This is a genomic window from Rhizobium sp. TH135 (genome assembly GCF_002855515.1).
Classification (GTDB): Bacteria; Pseudomonadota; Alphaproteobacteria; order Rhizobiales; family Rhizobiaceae; genus Allorhizobium.
The window spans coordinates 151,320-169,654 of sequence record NZ_PKRP01000002.1 but is presented as its reverse complement, the minus strand read 5'-3'; the positions used below and the strand labels follow the sequence as shown (position 1 = coordinate 169,654).

The following is an 18,335-nucleotide window of genomic DNA, read 5'->3' as shown; positions in this document are numbered from 1 at the left end:
TCTGAAGGCGCCCTTCCTCATAAACGCAAAAGCCAAGCTCTGCGGGAGCCCGGCCTCAACGACAACTGGAGCTATACTTGGCTCAGTCTTCCGCGAAAATGGGATCGCTGACGAAGGGGCCGCCCTGATAGATGGCAACGGCATCATCGGGCTTCGGCTTGGGGACGGTTGCATCAATCTCGGCCCGGAAGCGCTCGGCATTGTCCTTCGGATGCCAGCCCAGGTAGGACACATGGGAATTGTCCCACCAACGGGTGTCATTGTCAGAGCAGCCCCAGATGACCGGGCAGCCGAGACGCGGGGCGCGGAAGATGCATTCGATCATCGATAGAAAGTCGTCATAGCTCATCCAGGTGGAGAGCATCCGGTGGTTCTTCGGCTTTTCCATGCAGCTGCCGATGCGCACCAGCGCGGTCTCTTGGCCGAACTTCTCGAAATACATGCGCGCCAGCGCCTCGCCGAAGCATTTCGAGACACCATAGAGACCGTCCGGTCGCAGCGCGGCTTCGTGGTCGAGGTATTCGTCCTGACGGTAAAAGCCGATCGTGTGATTGGAACTGGCAAAGAGAATGCGCGGCATGCCGTTAGCCCGTGCCGCCTCATAGAGATTAAAGAGGCCGAGCAGATTGGCATTCATGATCTTGGAGAACTTATCCTCCACTGAGATGCCGCCGAGATGGATGATGGCGTCGCACCCTTCAACGAGCCGGTCCACGGTCTCGCGGTCGCCGAGATCGCAAACCACGGCCTCCTCGTGATCCGCGATTGCACCGAGTTCAACGATATCCGAGACCCTGACGATCTCCGCGAGCCCCTTCAAGCGCCCACGCATCGCGCTGCCCAATCCGCCGGCAGCTCCCGTCAGCAAAAGTCTCTTCACGCCGCACTCCTCCCTGATGTGATTTGTCAACTTATCATACAGGTTGCCCTTACCCGGTCAATATCGTAGACCTTGAGGGCCACAGGCTGGCCAAAGCTGGCGCAAGCATGGAATATCTGCAGCCGGGGCGTTTCGAAGACGGGGAAGTACGGATGGCATTGCAAGCAAGGAACGAGGCGGGCGCGGGCACCCTGGTGCAGAGACTTGGCGATACGCTTAGAAAAGCAATCGGTGCCGGCCAGTTCCCACCGGGCAGCAAGCTGCCGAGCGAAGCCCAGCTGTCAGAAGCGCATGGCGTGTCGCGCACCGTCGTGCGCGAGGCAATCGCGTCGCTGCGGGCCGATCGGCTGGTGGAAGCTCGCCAGGGCGCCGGTGTTTTCGTGCTCACCCCTCAGGAGCCGACGCCTGCCCCCTTGCTGATCGGCAATGTGGATCCGGCACGCGTTTCGTCCATGATTGAACTCTTGGAGCTCAGAACGGCCGTGGAGGTTGAGGCCGCAGGGCTCGCCGCATTGCGACGCTCCCCCGCCCAAGAAGAAGTCATTCTTGAACGGCATTACGCCATTCGGGCCTGTCTCGAGGCTGGCCAATCGACCACAGAAGCCGATTTCGCCCTGCATCTTGCGATCGCCGAGGCAACCAACAATCCACGCTTCCGCGAATTTCTCGCCATGATCGGCAAGAATGTCATCCCGCGCGCGGCACTCCGCGACGAGGACAGCGAAGAGGATCAATCGGCTTATCTGCGCCTGATCGACGCCGAACATGCCGATATCGTCGAGGCGATTTCGATCGGGGACGGGGACGCTGCGCGAGACGCCATGCGCCGCCATCTGCGGGGCAGCCAGGGTCGCTATCGCGCGCTTTTGCGAGAGCAGCGCCAACCTGTACGATAACATTTGACACAGGCGCCATGAATACGTATGACAACTTGGCCGGAGGAGGCCAAGAGAGGACATTCGAACATGACGCCGCAAGACATCAAGGCCGCGCTCGGCGCCGGCCTTCTCTCCTTCCCTGTGACGCATTTTGATGATGCAGGGAATTTCAAGTCCGACAGTTATGCCGAGCATGTGCATTGGCTGTCTGGTTTTGATGCGCCGGTGCTTTTTGCGGCCGGTGGCACGGGAGAGTTCTTCTCGCTGACGCCATCTGAGGTTCCGCGCGTCGTTGCCGCCGCCAAGGAGGCCGCCGGCAAGACGGCTATCGTTTCGGGCTGCGGCTATGGCACCGAGGTCGCCATCGAGATCGCTCGCTCCGTCGAAAAGGTCGGCGCCGACGGCATCCTGCTCCTGCCGCATTACCTGATCGACGCGCCGCAAGAGGGCATGTACCAGCACGTCAAGCGCATCTGCCAGTCCGTCGGCATCGGCGTCATGGTCTACAATCGTGACAATTCGGTTCTCGGCGTCGAGACGCTGCAGCGCCTGTGCGACGAATGCCCCAACCTGATCGGTTTCAAGGATGGCACCGGCGATATCGGCCTTGTGCGCCAGATCACCGCGACGATGGGCGATCGGCTCACCTATCTGGGCGGCATGCCGACGGCCGAACTCTTCGCAGAGGCCTATCTCGGCGCTGGCTTCACGACCTATTCATCCGCCGTCTTCAACTTCGTGCCCGGTCTCGCCGTCGACTTCTACAAGGCATTGCGCGCCGGCGAACGCGAGCGCTGCGAGACGATCCTCAAGGACTTCTTCTACCCGTTCATGGCCATCCGCAGCCGACGCAAGGGTTATGCCGTCTCGGCCGTGAAGGCCGGCGTGCGTCTGCAGGGCTTTGCCGCCGGCAGGGTGCGCCCTCCCCTCGATGACCTGACGGCGGAAGAAGAAGAGATGATGGCCAAGCTTATCGCGCCGTGGAAGCGCTGAGCAAAGGACGCGCAGATATGAAGATCGCAGAGGTTCGCACCCATCTTCTCGAGCACCGGCTCTCGGTGCCGTTCCAGAGCGCCTCCATGCGCTTTGATCGGCGAGCGCATGTACTCGTGGAGATCATCTGCGACAACGGGTTGACGGGCTGGGGCGAATGCCTCGGTCCGGCCCGGCCGAATGCTGCGGTGGTTGCAGCCTATCGCAACTGGCTGATCGGCATGAACCCTCTGGAGACCGAAAAGATCTGGGCGGTGCTCTATAACGCCCTGCGCGACCAGGGCCAGCGTGGCCTGACACTGACCGCGCTGTCCGGCATCGACATCGCGCTCTGGGATATCAAGGGCAAGCATTTCGGCGCATCTGTGTCGACGCTGCTCGGTGGGCGCTTCCGCGAAAGCGTGAAGGCCTATGCCACGGGCAGTTTCAAGCGCGACGGCGTCGACAGGGTCGAAGACAATGCGAATGACATCGCGCTCTACCGTTCGCAGGGTTTTCACGCCTCCAAGATCAAAGTCGGCTTCGGCATCGAGGAAGATCTGCGCGTGATCAAGGCTGCCCGCGACGCCGCGGGTTCGGACATGCGTCTGATGGCTGATGCCAATCACGGCTATGGCGTGCTGGAAGCCGTCGAGTTCGGACGGCGGGCCGCAGAATACGGTCTCGACTGGTTCGAAGAGCCTGTCGTCCCCGAACAACTTGCCGCCTATCGCGAAGTGCGGGCCAAACAGCCGATCCCGGTCGCGGGCGGCGAAACCTGGCACAGCCGCTGGGGCATGAAGGAGCCGATCGAGACCCGCGCGGTCGACATCGTTCAGCCGGATCTCGCCGGTGTCGGCGGGTTTACCGAGGCAAAGCGCGTGGCGGATCTCGCAGCACTGCACGGCATTCGCGTCGTGCCACATGTCTGGGGTACGGCCGTCCATATTGCAGCGGCACTGCAGTTCATCGCGGCGATGGTCCCGGATCCCGTCCGCGTCAATCCGATCGAGCCCATCTTGGAATTCGACCGCACGGACAACCCGTTCCGCCAGGCCGTTATCCAGACGCCGATCGAACACGAGAATGGCGTGGTCACTATTCCCAATGCTCCCGGGCTTGGCATCGAGATCAACCGCGATGCGCTCCAGGAATTCAAGATGAAGGACGAGGCATGAGCCTGATCCGCCCCCTCTCCGGTCGCAAGCCTGCAATCACCCTGCCCAAGGGTGCGATCGACACGCAGATGCATGCCTATCTGCCTGGCTATCCGGCCCTGCCCGGCGGGCCCGGTCTTCCAGCCGGAGATCTGCCCACGCCGGAGCAGTATCGCCAGTTCATGGACTGGATCGGGATCGATCGCGTTATTGTCACGCAGGGCATGGCGCATCAGCTTGATAATGCAAATCTGGTCGCATGCCTGGAGCAGTTCGGGGACATCGCCTGGGGCATCGCAGCTGTCGATGCCAGCACCAGCGAAGCCGAGCTCGACCGCTTGTCTGCGGCTCGCGTCCGTGGCGCGCGCATCATGAACCTGCCGGGTGGTGCTGCCAATCTGACCAAGCTCGAGGAAGTGGACGCGATCGCCGCAAGCCGCGACTGGATGATCGCCATCCAGTTCGATGGTAGCGACATCCTCGACTACGAGGCACGGCTCTCGAAACTGAAATCCCGCTGGGTACTCGACCACCACGGCAAGTTCTTCTGTGGCGTCACACCTGACAGCCCGCAGGTCAAGGCCACCAAGCGGCTGATCGACGGCGGCCGTTGCTGGTTCAAATTCGCCGGCGCCTACGAGTCCTCGAAGACAGGCGGGCCCGACTTCGCCGACGTTGCGGCCGTCGCCCGCGATATCGCGGCGCACGCGCCCGAACGCATCGTCTGGGGATCCAACTGGCCCCACAATCTGGCGCGCGCACAGGCCGACTATCCGGACGATGCGGCTCTTGCTGACACCGTGCTCGGCTGGCTGCCAGACGAGGCGGCCCGCCAGCTCGCGCTCGTGGACAATCCGACAGAACTTTTCGGCATCGCGCCTTCAGGAGACCGATAGCCGGACTGCAATCCGCCGGAACGGGAGGTTTCGGCGGGCTCAATCAAAGAGGAGGAAGACCAATGAAAACTGCCGCAATGCTCAGCCTCGCCATAGGGCTTACCCTCGGCGCAGGCGCTGCCTTCGCCCAGGAAATCACCCTGCGCTCCGCCGACATCCATCCGGACGGTTATCCGACGGTCGATGCCGTGAAATTCATGGGTGATCTGGTGAAGGAACGCACCAATGGCCGCATCGCCATCCAAGTGATGAACAATGCCGCGCTCGGCACCGAGAAGGACACGATCGAGCAGACCCGCTTTGGCGTCATCGATATGAACCGCGTCAACAGCGCGCCGTTCAACAATCTCGTGCCGGAAACGGTCGTCTTCGGCCTGCCCTTCCTGTTCCGCGACACCGAGCACATGCATAAGGTGGTCGATGGCGAGATCGGCGACGAAGTGCTAGCAGCCTTCGAACCGCACGGCCTGATCGGACTTGCCTTCTACGATTCCGGCGCGCGTTCCTTCTACTCCACGAAGAAGCCGATCCAGAGCCTGGCCGACCTCAAGGGCATGAAGGTCCGCGTTCAGCAGTCCGATCTCTGGATCGCGATGATGGAAGCCTTTGGTGCCAACCCGACGCCGATGCCCTTCGGTGAAGTCTACTCGTCGCTGGAAACCGGCGTCGTGGACGCAGCCGAAAACAACTGGCCGTCTTACGAGTCCTCGCGCCACTTCGAGGTTGCCAAGAACTACACGCTCACCGACCATTCGCTGACGCCGGAAATCCTCGCCATTTCGAAAGTGACCTGGGACAAGCTGACACCGGAAGACCAGACGATCATCCGGGCAGCCGCCAAGGAATCCGTCGGCAAGATGCGTGAACTGTGGCAGGCCCGCGAGAAGGCCTCGGAAGAGAAGATCCGTGCATCCGGTGCAAACATCATCACCGTCGACAAGGCAGAGTTCGTCGCCGCCATGCAGCCGGTCTACGACAAGTTCGTCACCGATCCGAAGATGAAGGATCTCGTCGAGCGCGTTCGCGCCGTCAAGTGAGACAACAGACCGGCCGCATCCACGATGCGGCCGGTTTTTTCTTATTCTGGATTTCGGAGGGATCCATGTTGCGTTTCATGCGAGCCATCAGGCCCGGCCTACACTGGCTGAGCCTCGCCTGCCTCTATCTGGCCGGTATCGGCGTGGTCCTGATGACCGTAATCATCGGTTGGCAAGTCTTCGGTCGCTATGTCCTCAACGACACGCCAAGTTGGTCGGAACCGCTTTCGCTGCAGTTGATGTCCTGGTTCATTCTGCTGGGGGCTGCCGTCGGTGTGCGCGAAAGCGTGCATCTCGGGCTCGACATCGTGCGCTACAACATGGCGCCCCGCGTCCAGCGCCTGATGGACCTGATCAGCCTCGGCCTCATCTCCGGCTTCGGAGTCGCCATGTCCTACTACGGCGCCCAACTTGCGGCCGGCACGTGGACCGCACGGATCCCGGTTCTCGGTTGGCCCGGCGGGATCGACTTCATCCCGCTCATCGTCGGCGGGGCCTTGATCTCCATTTTTGCGCTGGAACGCTTCATCGACACGCTGATCGCGCCCGCCGCGGTGGTCGCCGATGATGTGGCCAAGGCCGAGGTACTCTGATGGCATATTCGATCCTTTTCGGCACCTTCGCGATCCTGATGGTCCTCGGCATGCCCATCGCGTTCTGCCTCGGCATCGCATCGTTTGCCACGGTGCTCTATCTCGGCATTCCGCCGATCGTGATTTTCCAGCAGCTCAATTCCGGCATGAACGTGTTTGCCATGATGGCGATCCCGTTCTTCATCTTCGCGGGCGATCTGATGGTCCGCGGCGGGATCGCCTTCCGGCTGGTCCGCTTCGCGTCGGGTTTCGTCGGCCACATGCGCGGCGGCCTCGGACAGGTCAATATCGTATCCTCGACCCTGTTCGGTGGCATTTCGGGCTCGGCCGTGGCCGACGCGTCGGCGATCGGTGGTCTGATGGTGCCGCAGATGGCGGCTCGCGGCTACGACCGCGGTTATGCCGTCAACGTCACGATCAGCTCGGCCCTGATCGCCCTGTTGATCCCTCCGTCGCACAACATGATCCTCTATTCGATCTCCGCGGGTGGTACCGTCTCGGTCGCGGACCTGTTCACGGCCGGCATCATTCCGGGCATCCTGCTGACCATCGCCCTGATGATCACGGCCTATGTCGTGGCACGCAAACGCGGCTATCCTGCCGAGCCTTTCCCGGGTTTCGGCAAGCTGTTGATCTTCTTCTTCGCCGCCCTGCCGGGATTGCTACTGATCGCGATCATCTTCGGCGGCGTCCGCTCTGGCGTGTTCACGGCCACCGAGAGTTCGTGCATCGCCGTCATCTACGCCTTCCTCGTCGCTGTCTTCGTCTATCGCGAACTCGACTGGAGCGGCTTCGTGGAGGCGATCCTGGGGGCCGTGAAAACGACCTCGCTTGTTCTCCTCGTCATCGGCATGGCCGCCGCCTTTGCCTGGCTGATGTCGTTCCTGCAGGTCCAACTCACGCTCATCCAGGTGGTCAAGTCGATCTCGGACAATCCGATGGTCGTGCTTCTCCTGATCACGGTGGCGCTTCTGGTGCTCGGCACCTTCATGGACATGGCGCCCCTGGTCATCATCACGACGCCGGTCTTCCTGCCGATCGTCCAGGCCTTCGGCATCGATCCGGTGCATTTCGGTGTCATCATGATCCTGAATGCCGGCATCGGGCTGATTACGCCGCCCGTCGGAACCGTACTGTTCGTCGGCTGCGCCGTCGGCAAGATCTCGATCCGGGAAGCCATGCAGACCATATGGCCGTTCTTCGGAGCCTGCGTTGCGGTGCTGCTGATGGTCACCTTCATTCCGGAACTCTCGCTCTGGCTTCCCGCGCAGTTCAAGTGATCCTCCGTCCTCCCCGAAGAGGATCCTTCGACAGGGGCTTCGGCCCCTGTCTTTCTTTGCGCTGACACTATGCGCAAAGTCTCATCGCAGTTTGCGCATCAAGCTGCGCAAACTGACAGATTATCGCCGTTTCGATTGTGCCTGAGCCTCGCTAGACTGGCTGCACCTTCCTTTTCAACCGGTGGATCATGACAGCGCCAGCCCCTTCGGACAAAGCCCTCGTCCCCTTCGTCAGCGTCGAGAACATGATGCGGCTCGTGCATCACATCGGGATCGAGCGCGTGCTCACCGAGCTGACCGATGTCATCGAAGCCGATTTCCGCCGCTGGGCTCTGTTTGACAAGACACCGCGCGTCGCCTCGCATTCGCGGGAAGGCGTGATCGAGCTAATGCCGACCTCGGACGGCGAGATCTATTCGTTCAAATATGTGAACGGCCATCCGAAGAACATGGCTGAGGGCCTGCAGACAGTCACCGCCTTCGGCCTGCTCGCCGATGTATCGACCGGCTATCCAGTCCTATTGACGGAAATGACCCTGCTGACGGCGCTGAGAACAGCGGCAACGTCAGCCATGGCCGCGCGACACCTGGCACCCAAGGGTGCCACGACCATGGCGATGATCGGCAATGGAGCCCAGGCGGAGTTCCAGGCGCTGGCGATGAAGGCGGTGCTGGGGATCACCCATATCAGGCTCTTCGATATCGATCCGAAAGCAACGGAGAAGACCCGGCGCAACCTCGGGGGCTCCGGCCTGCAGGTCACGGCCTGCGCAACGTCACAGGCTGCGATCGAAGGTGCGCAGATCATCACCACCTGCACCGCCGACAAGCAGTATGCCACCATCCTGACGGACAACATGGTCGGCGCTGGCGTGCATATCAACGCGATCGGCGGCGACTGCCCCGGCAAGACCGAGCTGCATCGCGATATCCTCTACCGTGCCGACACCTTCGTCGAATACCCCCCGCAGACGAGGATTGAGGGCGAGATCCAGCAGATGGATCCCGACTATCCCGTGACCGAGCTCTGGCAGGTCGTGACGGGCGAGGTCGAGGGGCGGCGGAGTGACAAGCAGATCACGCTGTTCGACAGTGTCGGCTTTGCGATCGAGGACTTTTCGGCCTTGCGATACGTGCGCGAGCGGGTTCGCGGGACCGCCTTCTTCCAGTCTGTCGACCTGATCGCCGATCCGGACGATCCGCGCGACCTGTTCGGCATGCTCCAGCGGGCCAAGGACTGAGCACCCCCCCAAGATCTAGGGGTTCGTGCAGAATTTAAGTTGGCGGAAATATTTGCGGCCTAGTGTCCCTCATCTCCAAGGAGTCTGGCCGGATGAATGAAGTCGAACGCCTGAACATACTCCATCAGTACGGCATTCTCGATACGCCGCATGAGGAGCCCTTCGAACGGATCGCCGCCCTGGCGCGTCTGATCTTCGATACGCCGATCGTGCTCATCTCGCTGCTCGACGACGATCGCCAATGGTTGAAGTCGAATATCGGTCTGGACCTTCGCGAAACTGAGCGCGAGCATGCCATATGCAACGAGACAATTCGCAGCGACGACGTTCTGGTGATTGCCGACACGAGGCAGGATAGTCGGACGGCGCGAAACCCTTTCGTCATCGGAAACCCATACGTCGCGTTTTATGCAGGCGCTCCACTGGTGACTTCGGAAAAAGCTCGCCTCGGTTCACTCTGCCTCATGGATCGTGAACCGCGACACTTCGACGAGCGACAAATTGCAATCCTTCAGTCGCTTGCAGCGCTGGTGATGAGGGAAATGGAGCTCCGGCGACAGATCGATCAAGACTGGCTCACCGGTGCCACATCTCGTATGGCCTTCCACGGTACTTTGGAAAGGCTTGTCGAACGCATGGCGCCGCCATCGATCGGCCTGCTCAGCTTCGATATCGACCATTTCAAACAGATCAACGACCGGTTTGGTCATATGGCTGGGGATCGTGTGCTGATCGAGGTTGTGGACGTGTGCCGTGGCGTTCTGCGTGATGGCGATATTCTCTCGCGCATAGGAGGCGAGGAATTCGCTGTTCTCTTGCCGGGGGCCACGGCCAAGAGCGCAGTTGCCGTCGCCGAGCGTCTGCGCCAGGCGATCGAAGGTTCGCGGCGACCAGAGGTAGACGGCGCTGTCACGGCAAGTTTTGGTGTCACCATGCTCGATAAGAGCGACCAGGGTCTGGCAGATCCCTTGCGGCGCGCGGACGAAGCCCTCTATCAATCCAAGGCGAGCGGCCGAAATCGCGTCACCTGTTCATGGGCCATGCCAGCGGAGATACCCGGTGGTGTTGGTAGGACGCGCAAGGGATCTTGAAGCATTTAGTCGTCTCTCGGCAGGGATCCGTTCACGCCGGGCCGAGGAGAATATCCTCGGCTTCTTCACGCTCCATGTCGAGCACACGCTTGGCCAGATCGAAGCCGAAACCTTGGCGGGCGAAGGAGGCGATCTCTTTGCTCCAGCGGGCGTCGTCGGCTTCCACATCCGGCCGGCGGAAGGGCCCGAAGGCCTTCTTGCGCGCATAGACGACGGCCGAGCGAAAATCATCCGCGTCCACAAGGACGGCCTCGACGATACTGCGGTCCACACCCTTCTCAGCCAGCTTGCGGGCGATTGCGCGCTTGGAGCGGCCGCTGCGTGCCGCTGAATTCGCCCGGATCTCGGCATAGTTCTGGTCGTCCAGCGCCTTCATGCTGCGCCCGAAGGCAAGGGCCGTGTCTGCCAGCGCATTCAGCTGCCCCTCGCTGATGTCCTCGAATTTGCTGCGCGCCTTGCGCCTGATGGCGTCGGCGAGTTCGCGTTCGGTCATCATGCGCTTGGCGAGCCGGTAGGCAGCCGAGTTCTTGGCCCAGGCCAACATGCGTGGCGTCGGCTGATCTTTAGGCGCTTTCGACGGTTCGTCCATGGACCCGGTCTCCCAACTTCGCGGGCGATCGTCAACAGCCATCTCGACTCCGTGGATGGATCAATGAGACCGCAGCCACTCCGCAAGCTCGGCTTCGGCGCGCTCCAGGGCACTGTAGTTCAACAGCTTGCGCAAAAGCGCGACCGTCACCGCCCTTGCCCTCAGATTGAAGCGCCCCTCGTCGCTGTCCTCGACAGACATCTGGTACACGCCGAGCTTTTCGTAGAGCTGCTGAAGACGGTTCTGGACGCTGCGGATGGACAGGCCCCTTCGGCGCGCGATCGTGCGGTCGGTGAGGCCGAGCGCGATGTCGACGAGGATCTCGTATTCGCTGTCGCTGAAGCCACGGACCTGGCCGAGGCTCTTCTGCTGCATGCCGCGCACCTCACGGTCGATGACGCATTGCGCCTCGACGAAAATGCTGCGGAGCGCGAGTTTCAGGCGCTCGTCGGAGGCCGATTTGAGAACGTAGCCGTAGGCTGCCCCATCCGGCACGATACGGGAGACGCCGCGGACATAGGCTTCGTCGGAATAGTTCGACCAGAAGAGGATGCGGGTATCGGGTCGTTCCTTCCAGATGGTGCGCGCCGCTTCGATGCCATTGCGAGCGTTCATCTGCAGGTCCATGACGACATGGGCGGACTTGTGGTCGCGGGCAAGGCGCTCGCCTTCCGCCCCATTGCCGGCCTCGATGACCTTGTCGCATTCGGGAAGGGCGGCACAGACCGCCTCCAGCAAATAGGACCGGTGCAGCGGATCGTCTTCGACAATGAGAACCTTCACTTCATGTCCTCCAGCAATCCCGCCTTGGCGAGGGTGAGCGGCATCTGCACGCGCATCACAGTCCCTTTGCCCTCGCGCGCCGCCCCCAGCGTCAGCTTGGCGGAGATCAGTCGCGCCCGCGTGACCATATTGTCGATCCCGCCGCCGGCGCTGCGATCCGAGCGGGAAAGCCCCTGCCCGTCATCGGCCACCTCGATCGTCAGGGCATGTGCCGTACTCTTCAACTTCAACTCCAGGACATTTGCCTGCGCATGGCGCACGGCGTTGTTGATGGCTTCCTGCGCAATCCGGAACAGGGCGATCCGGACAGACTGGTCGATGGTGTCGATCAGACCATCCGTGTCGTCGCTGAGGCTCCAGGCAAGCTGCGAGCCGTGATCGCGCACCGCGCGGTCGAGATGGTTCTCGATGGCGTGGGCGAAACCGAAGAGCTGCAGCACCGAGGGCTTGGCCTCCTCGATGATTTCGCGAAGATCCTGCATGCAATGCTGCAAGCCGCGTCCGACCGGCTCCAGCGCCTCGCCCTTCACCTCGCCTTCCTGCATCAGGCGATCGATGCGCCGCGACAGGCGGGTGAGGTCGGCGAGCGTCTGATCGTGCAGATCCATGCCAATGCGCTGCCGCTCGCGTTCCAAGGCTTCGGTCAGGCTCAAGGCACCCGCCCGCAGCCCCTCCTCGCGGGCGCGCGCCTCCGCCTCGACGATCGCCGATTGCTTGGCCTGTTCGGCGGCTCTCAGGGCAAAGAAGTATGGCGCGAGCAGGTCGGCGATCGACTGGGCATTGGCCACGTCCTGCTCGGTGTAGAAACCGACCGCATGCGACGAACAGCTGAGCGCGCCAATGACTTCACCGCGCACCTTGAGCGGCACATGGAGACGGCTGCGCAGATTGTGCTCGAAGATTGGGCGGGTGAAGGGAGTATCGACGTGGTAGCGCGTCTCCTGCTGGGCATCATCCGTCAGAAGGAAGTCGATCTCGCCCCAGAGCAGGGTGCGGATCGGGCTGCTCGCCACGGGAGCGGGCGTGGTCTGACCCCAGAAGGTGTCGAGGCCGGTCTCATAGGCTGTGTGGTAGAGGCCGTTGACCATGGTAATGCAGACATCGAGGTGGTCATGCGGCACGATATGCGATACTTCGACGCCCACGGCCTTGATGGCCGACCGGAAATCGAGCTGACCGGCCAGGAGCCGCGAAATGCCGAGATAGTGATCGAGCAGCGCTGACGGCGCGATCTTGAGCATGATGTCCTCCCCGCGGCCACTCCCAAGGCCGCATCTCCTTCATAACACATCTCGATAGGGTGGTCGTCCTGCGGGATCCCGCAGGACTTTGCGTAATTCCCGCAAACGTCCTGCCGTCCCCAACCTGTACAGGCCTCGCCGTTCGATCCATCCTGATCCTGCCGAGAAGAGGAACTCGGCGGGGAATTCAGACCGGGCCACGTCCGGCTGTTTGGAGGAAACCGGCGCCAAGAGCGCCGGACAACAGGGAGTGAGATCATGAAGACCAGCAGATACCTTCTGGCGAGCGCGGCACTGTGCCTTATCGCCACATCCATGCCCGCAATGGCCGATACCTCGGCCAAGAAGATTGCCCTTTCGAACAACTATGCCGGCAATTCCTGGCGTCAGGCCATGCTGACCAGCTGGGAAAAGGTGACCGGTGAAGCCGTGAAGGCCGGACAGGTCGCAGCCGCCGACGCTTTCACGACCGCCGAAAACCAGGCGACCGAGCAGGCAGCCCAGATCCAGAACATGATCCTGCAGGGCTATGATGCCATCGTCATCAACGCCGCCTCGCCGACGGCACTCAACGGCGCCGTGAAGGAAGCCTGTGACGCCGGTATCACCGTCGTCTCCTTCGACGGCATCGTCACCGAACCCTGCGCCTGGCGCATCGCTGTCGACTTCAAGGAAATGGGCCGCAGCCAGGTTGAATATCTCTCCGGCAAGCTGCCGCAGGGCGGCAATCTGCTTGAAATCCGTGGTCTCGCCGGCGTCTTCGTCGATGACGAAATCTCGGCTGGCATCCATGCCGGTGTCGAGCAGTTCCCGCAGTTCAAGATCGTCGGCTCTGTGCACGGCGACTGGGCGCAGGACGTCGCGCAGAAGGCCGTCGCCGGCATCCTGCCGAGCCTGCCGGAACTGGCCGGCGTCGTGACCCAGGGTGGTGACGGCTATGGTGCCGCCCAGGCGATTGCGGCTGCCAACCGTCCGATGCCTGTCATCGTCATGGGCAACCGCGAGGACGAGCTGAAGTGGTGGAAGGAACAGAAGGACGCCAACAAGTATGAGACCATGTCGGTCTCGATTGCGCCCGGCGTATCCACGCTTGCCTTCTGGGTCGCCCAGCAGATCCTCGACGGCAAGGATGTGAAGAAGGACCTCGTGGTGCCCTTCCTGCGCATCGACCAGGACAACCTCGAAGCCAACCTGGCCAACACTCAGGCCGGCGGCGTCGCCAATGTCGAGTATTCGCTCGAAGACGCCCAGAAGGTAATCGCGTCCGCCAAGTGATCGAATGGAAAACCTCCCCGGACCGTCCGGCCTTAGGGCCGGGCGGGATGGGGAACCCTTGGCGCATGAGTGAGAGAGTTGTTCAGAATGAATGCCATGCTCGATAAGGGCGATGGACGGCCCGTCGTCAGCGTTACCGATGCAAGAGTGAGTTTCGGCGCGGTGAAGGCGCTTGACGGCGTCACGCTGGACATCGGGGCTGGAGAATGCGTCGGCCTCGTCGGCCACAATGGCGCCGGCAAATCCACCATCGTCAACGTCATCAATGGCGGGCTTAGCCCGCATGAGGGGACCATCCGATACGGTCACGGCAGCGGAGGCCACAGCATCAATGCTGCGCGCGAGGCCGGGATTCGCTGCGTCTTCCAGGAACTGTCGCTCTGCCCGAACCTGACGATCGTGGAAAACACCCGCGTGATGCATCGCAGCCTGAAAGGCTGGGGTTGGCGCAAGCGGGGTGCGGCCCTGATCGAGAGCAAATTGCAGGAAATCTTCCCGGGTCATTCGATCGATTGCCACGAGGCCGTCGGCACATTGACCATCGCAGAACGGCAGATGGTGGAGATCGCGATCACCTTCTGCGAGATCGGCAGCCCTGTCCGCCTCGTCATTCTGGACGAGCCGACGTCGTCGCTCGATGCGCGGCTTGCCGAGCAACTGCTCGCCTATGTCGAGCGCTTCGTCCGCGATGGCGGCGCGATCCTTTTCATCTCCCATATTCTCGGCGAGATCCTGTCGGTCTCCAGCCGCATCGTCGTCATGAAGGACGGCAGAGTGGTCAGCCAGAGGCCGGCCGAGGAATTTTCGGAACACGGGTTGATCGAGGCCATGGGCAGCGTGGTGAAGACACGCGAGGCCCGCACACACCTGCAGAGGACGGACACGGCAAGTGTGCTGACCGCAGCGCCGGTGCGTGGACGCGGCCTCCCCTTCGAGGCCATGAAGGGTGAAATCGTCGGTTTCGCTGGTCTCGGCGGGCACGGCCAGACGGACATGCTGGTTGGCCTCTTCGAATCCCGAACCGGCAACTGGATGCGGGCCGATGACCCCGAAGTTGCCTTCGTCGCCGGCGACCGTGCCGTCAACGGCACCTTCACGCTGTGGAGTATTTTAAGAAACCTTAGCATCGGCATCCTGCCGGACCTATCGCGGCTACAGACGCTCGACTTCGATCGGGAGGAGACGCTGGGCCAGACCTGGAAGGAGCGGATCGGCATCCGCACCCCCGACATGGACAATCCCATCCTGTCGCTCTCGGGCGGAAACCAGCAGAAGGTTCTCTTCGCCCGGGCGCTCGCAAGTCGTGCACCAGTGGTCTTGATGGACGACCCGATGCGCGGGGTGGACTTCGGCACCAAGCAGGAGGTCTATGCGATATTGCGCCAGGAGGCGGACGCCGGGCGAACCTTCGTCTGGTACTCGACCGAGATGGACGAGGTCTGCCTCTGCGACCGCGTCTATGTGTTCAACAACGGCATGATCGTTGCCGAACTGAAGGGCGACGAGGTGACGGAAGAAAACATCCTCTCCGCCTCCTTCCAGGAGGCCGCATGACGAAGTTCTTCTCAGCCGACGGCCTGCGCCTGCTGATCCCAGCCCTTTCGCTGGTCGGTTTGCTCGCTGCGGTCTTCTATCTCCAGCCGAGGGCCATGAGCTATACGGGCCTCAACCTGCTGTTCAATCTCGCGGTGCCGATTGCGCTCGCAACCATCGCCCAGATGCTGATCATGACGGTCAACGACCTCGATCTGTCGATGGGCACCTTCGTCAGTTTTGTCGCTTGCGTAACGGCCACCTTCCTGCAGTCCTCGCCTCTGCTGGGTGTCCTCATTCTAATGGCAGCAATCGGCGTCTATGCGCTGATCGGTGTGATGATCCACCTTCGGGATCTGCCGTCGATTGTCGTGACGCTCGGCATGAGTTTCGTCTGGGGCGGACTTGCGGTCCTGATCCTGCCGGCACCCGGCGGCGAGGCGCCCGGCTGGATCCGGACGATCATGACGGTCAAGCCGCCGCTGCTTCCGATGGCGATCGTGGCCAGCATCCTGATCGCCGTTGTCAGCCACTATGTCATCATGCGCTCGTCCTTCGGCGTCGTCTTGCGTGGGGTCGGCGGCAACAGCCGCTCGGTTGCCCGGGCCGGATGGTCGATCATCGGAGCACGGGCGGCCGTCTATGGTCTCGCCGGCTTCTTTGCAGTGCTCGCCGGCATGGCGCTGGTGGGGCTGACGACCTCAGCGGACGCCAATATCGCGCTGCGCTATACGCTGCTCTCGATCGCCGGTGTCATTCTCGGCGGCGGCGAATTCGTCGGCGGGCGCGTCTCGCCCATCGGTGCCGTTATCGGTGCACTCACCCTGACGCTCGCCGGCTCATTCCTGTCGTTCCTCAGGATTTCGCCGGACTGGCAGATCGGCGCACAGGGCGCGATCCTGATCCTCGTGCTGACGCTGCGTCTTGCCCTCAATCGCGCCGAAGGCCGGAAGGGCAAGTCATGACCCAGGCACTCTCCACGCTCTTCGCCCGGACCTGGATCTGGTCCTTTATCGCGGCCGCCAGCGTCTTCCTTGTCACCATTGTCTTCACGGGCGGGGCGAGCACCGTCGGACTTGCACAGGCGGCCCTCACCTTCGGCGCATTCTCGGTGCTGGTCGGCCTCGGCCAGATGCTGGTGATCACGCTCGGTCCCGGCAATATCGACCTCTCGGTTCCTGCCAACATGACACTTGCGGCGACGGTTTCGCTCAAGGTGATGAATGTCGAGAACAGCATGATCCTGACCGGGCTTGTCGTTGCTATCGGAGTCGGGGTCGCGATTGGGATCGGCAATTACGCGCTGATCAAGCTGCTGCGCATTCCGCCGATCATCGCAACGCTGTCGATGAGCTTCATCGTGCAGTCGACGGCGATCTGGACAAACCGGGGACTGCGCATCAAGCCGCCGAGCTGGCTTGCGGACTTCACCACCTCCTCGACGGCAGGCATCCCGAATGTCGCGCTCGTTGCCTTGGTGCTCTCCGCGCTCGTCTGGTACGTGATCAATCGTACCGTCTATGGGCGCTCGATTGCCGCGATCGGCCAGAGCATCCGCGCCGCCCGCATGGCCGGGATCCCGATCGACGGCACGCGACTGGTCACCTACCTGCTCTGCGCCGTGCTCGCTTCGCTCTGCGGCTATCTGCTCGCCAGCTTCTCCGGCGGTGCAGCACTCAACATGGGCACGGAATATCTCCTGATGTCGATTGCCGTCGTCGTTATCGGCGGCACGGCGGTTGCCGGCGGCAATTCGAATGTTCCGGGGATATGGGGCGCCTCGCTCTTCATGTTCCTTGTCGTTTCGATGCTGAATACCTACGGTTTTGGAGCCGGCATCCGCCTCATTCTCACCGGTCTCATCATCATCGCCGTCATCATGCTGCCGACCACGCGCAGCGCCGGCAAAACTTGAAGCCCTGCCAGGATCGTCCTATGGAAAACCCGCATTACGAGATCCGTGACCCCCGCTTCTGCGACCTGCTTGTGTCCAGCGCCGGCCTGGATGAGCTTTACACCGGTTGCCGATGGGCCGAGGGTCCCGTATGGTTCAATGATGGCGGCTATCTGCTGTTCAGCGATATTCCGAACGAGCGCGTGTTGCGCTGGATCGAGGGGGCCGGCATCTCGGTCTATCGCGCGCCGTCGCATTTCATCAACGGCAATACGCGCGACCGGGAGGGACGGCTCGTTTCCTGCGAGCACGGCGGGCGTCGCGTCATCCGCACCGAGATCGACGGCACGATCACGACGCTTGCCGATCACTACCAGGGCAAGCGGCTGAATTCCCCCAATGACGTGGTGGTCAAGTCGGATGGCAGCGTCTGGTTCAGCGACCCGTCCTACGGCATCCTCTCCGACTACGAAGGCTACAAGGCCGACGAGGAACAGGCGAGCCGAAACGTCTACCTGCTCGATCCTTCGACTGGTGAGCTTTCCGTCATGGTCGACGACTTCCTGCAGCCGAATGGGCTCTGCTTCTCGCCCGACGAGAAACTGCTCTACGTCGCCGATTCCGGCGCCAGCCACAAACCGGACGCGCCGCGGCATATCAGGGTGTTCGATGTGACGGATGGGAAGCGGCTGACGAATGGACGGGTCTTCGCCCATATCGACAAGGGCATTCCCGACGGCATGCGGACGGATGTCGAGGGGAACCTCTGGTCGAGCGCTGCCGACGGCGTGCACTGCTTCCACCCCGACGGCACGCTCCTCGGCAAAATCCTCGTGCCGCAGGCGGTCGCCAATTTGACCTTCGGAGGACCGCGCAAGAACCGCCTATTCATCACGGCCTCGACCTCGCTTTATGCGATCTACACCGCGACGCGGGGGGCGCAGGTGCCCTGAGTCGAAGTGTCGTATTGGCGCCTGCGCTCAGGCAGGCGTCAA

18 protein-coding genes are annotated in these 18,335 nt (G+C 62.1%); 14 read left to right on the top strand and 4 right to left on the bottom strand.

The window, feature by feature from the left end; translation table 11 throughout:
• Positions 1-82: 82 nt before the first annotated feature.
• Positions 83-880, bottom strand: coding sequence for an NAD(P)-dependent oxidoreductase (locus tag C0V73_RS05885; RefSeq protein ID WP_102019081.1), 798 nt, complete (start codon positions 878-880; stop codon positions 83-85).
• A 152-nt stretch (positions 881-1,032) separates the two neighbouring features.
• Here C0V73_RS05885 and C0V73_RS05880 point away from each other — a divergent pair, with 152 nt between their 5' ends.
• From C0V73_RS05880 to C0V73_RS05840, 9 genes are all read left to right on the top strand, one after another.
• On the top strand, positions 1,033-1,776 hold the full coding sequence (locus C0V73_RS05880) for a FadR/GntR family transcriptional regulator (protein ID WP_102019605.1): 744 nt from the start codon (positions 1,033-1,035) through the stop codon (positions 1,774-1,776).
• 69 nt (positions 1,777-1,845) lie between these two features.
• Positions 1,846-2,751 (top strand): 5-dehydro-4-deoxyglucarate dehydratase, encoded by a 906-nt coding sequence (gene kdgD / locus C0V73_RS05875; RefSeq protein ID WP_102019080.1) that lies wholly within the window; start codon positions 1,846-1,848, stop codon positions 2,749-2,751.
• Between the two features lie 17 nt (positions 2,752-2,768).
• On the top strand, positions 2,769-3,908 hold the full coding sequence (locus C0V73_RS05870) for a mandelate racemase/muconate lactonizing enzyme family protein (protein ID WP_102019079.1): 1,140 nt from the start codon (positions 2,769-2,771) through the stop codon (positions 3,906-3,908).
• Entirely contained in the window at positions 3,905-4,783 is an 879-nt protein-coding gene (locus C0V73_RS05865; RefSeq protein WP_102019078.1) for an amidohydrolase family protein, read from the top strand. Before C0V73_RS05870 ends, C0V73_RS05865 begins: the two co-directional genes overlap by 4 nt.
• Positions 4,784-4,845: 62 nt before the next feature.
• Complete coding sequence (locus tag C0V73_RS05860; protein ID WP_102019077.1) at positions 4,846-5,820, top strand: TRAP transporter substrate-binding protein; 975 nt, start codon at positions 4,846-4,848, stop codon at positions 5,818-5,820.
• A gap of 65 nt (positions 5,821-5,885) precedes the next feature.
• On the top strand, positions 5,886-6,413 hold the full coding sequence (locus C0V73_RS05855; RefSeq protein WP_102019076.1) for a TRAP transporter small permease: 528 nt from the start codon (positions 5,886-5,888) through the stop codon (positions 6,411-6,413).
• On the top strand, positions 6,413-7,693 hold the full coding sequence (locus C0V73_RS05850; RefSeq protein WP_102019075.1) for a TRAP transporter large permease: 1,281 nt from the start codon (positions 6,413-6,415) through the stop codon (positions 7,691-7,693). The genes C0V73_RS05855 and C0V73_RS05850 overlap by 1 nt, the downstream gene beginning before the upstream one ends.
• 188 nt (positions 7,694-7,881) lie before the next feature.
• A complete protein-coding gene (locus C0V73_RS05845) occupies positions 7,882-8,934 on the top strand; it encodes an ornithine cyclodeaminase (RefSeq protein WP_102019074.1) in 1,053 nt (350 codons plus the stop codon).
• Positions 8,935-9,026: 92 nt separating this feature from the next.
• Positions 9,027-10,025 (top strand): sensor domain-containing diguanylate cyclase, encoded by a 999-nt coding sequence (locus C0V73_RS05840; RefSeq protein ID WP_102019073.1) that lies wholly within the window; start codon positions 9,027-9,029, stop codon positions 10,023-10,025.
• 31 nt (positions 10,026-10,056) lie between these two features.
• Here C0V73_RS05840 and C0V73_RS05835 read toward each other — a convergent pair whose 3' ends face one another.
• Genes C0V73_RS05835 through C0V73_RS05825 form a run of 3 tightly spaced genes read right to left on the bottom strand, consistent with a single transcriptional unit; the run spans position 10,057 to position 12,638 of the window.
• Positions 10,057-10,614, bottom strand: coding sequence for a regulatory protein RecX (locus tag C0V73_RS05835; protein WP_102019072.1), 558 nt, complete (start codon positions 10,612-10,614; stop codon positions 10,057-10,059).
• Positions 10,615-10,674: 60 nt separating this feature from the next.
• Entirely contained in the window at positions 10,675-11,397 is a 723-nt protein-coding gene (locus tag C0V73_RS05830) for a response regulator transcription factor (protein WP_054149007.1), read from the bottom strand.
• The gene (locus tag C0V73_RS05825; RefSeq protein WP_102019071.1) at positions 11,394-12,638 is read right to left on the bottom strand and encodes a sensor histidine kinase; all 1,245 of its coding nucleotides are present in this window, start codon (positions 12,636-12,638) and stop codon (positions 11,394-11,396) included. Before C0V73_RS05825 ends, C0V73_RS05830 begins: the two co-directional genes overlap by 4 nt.
• A gap of 258 nt (positions 12,639-12,896) precedes the next feature.
• Here C0V73_RS05825 and C0V73_RS05820 point away from each other — a divergent pair, with 258 nt between their 5' ends.
• The 5 genes from C0V73_RS05820 to C0V73_RS05800 all read left to right on the top strand — a co-directional run bounded on the left by C0V73_RS05820 (position 12,897) and on the right by C0V73_RS05800 (position 18,293).
• Positions 12,897-13,913 (top strand): ABC transporter substrate-binding protein, encoded by a 1,017-nt coding sequence (locus tag C0V73_RS05820; RefSeq protein ID WP_102019070.1) that lies wholly within the window; start codon positions 12,897-12,899, stop codon positions 13,911-13,913.
• A gap of 87 nt (positions 13,914-14,000) precedes the next feature.
• Positions 14,001-15,467, top strand: coding sequence for a sugar ABC transporter ATP-binding protein (locus tag C0V73_RS05815; protein WP_102019069.1), 1,467 nt, complete (start codon positions 14,001-14,003; stop codon positions 15,465-15,467).
• Entirely contained in the window at positions 15,464-16,411 is a 948-nt protein-coding gene (locus C0V73_RS05810) for an ABC transporter permease (RefSeq protein WP_102019068.1), read from the top strand. The genes C0V73_RS05815 and C0V73_RS05810 overlap by 4 nt, the downstream gene beginning before the upstream one ends.
• Positions 16,408-17,361: an ABC transporter permease gene (locus C0V73_RS05805; protein ID WP_102019067.1), complete on the top strand. Its 954-nt coding sequence runs from the start codon at positions 16,408-16,410 to the stop codon at positions 17,359-17,361. Before C0V73_RS05810 ends, C0V73_RS05805 begins: the two co-directional genes overlap by 4 nt.
• A gap of 20 nt (positions 17,362-17,381) precedes the next feature.
• Positions 17,382-18,293, top strand: coding sequence for an SMP-30/gluconolactonase/LRE family protein (locus C0V73_RS05800; protein ID WP_102019066.1), 912 nt, complete (start codon positions 17,382-17,384; stop codon positions 18,291-18,293).
• Positions 18,294-18,335: the final 42 nt, after the last annotated feature.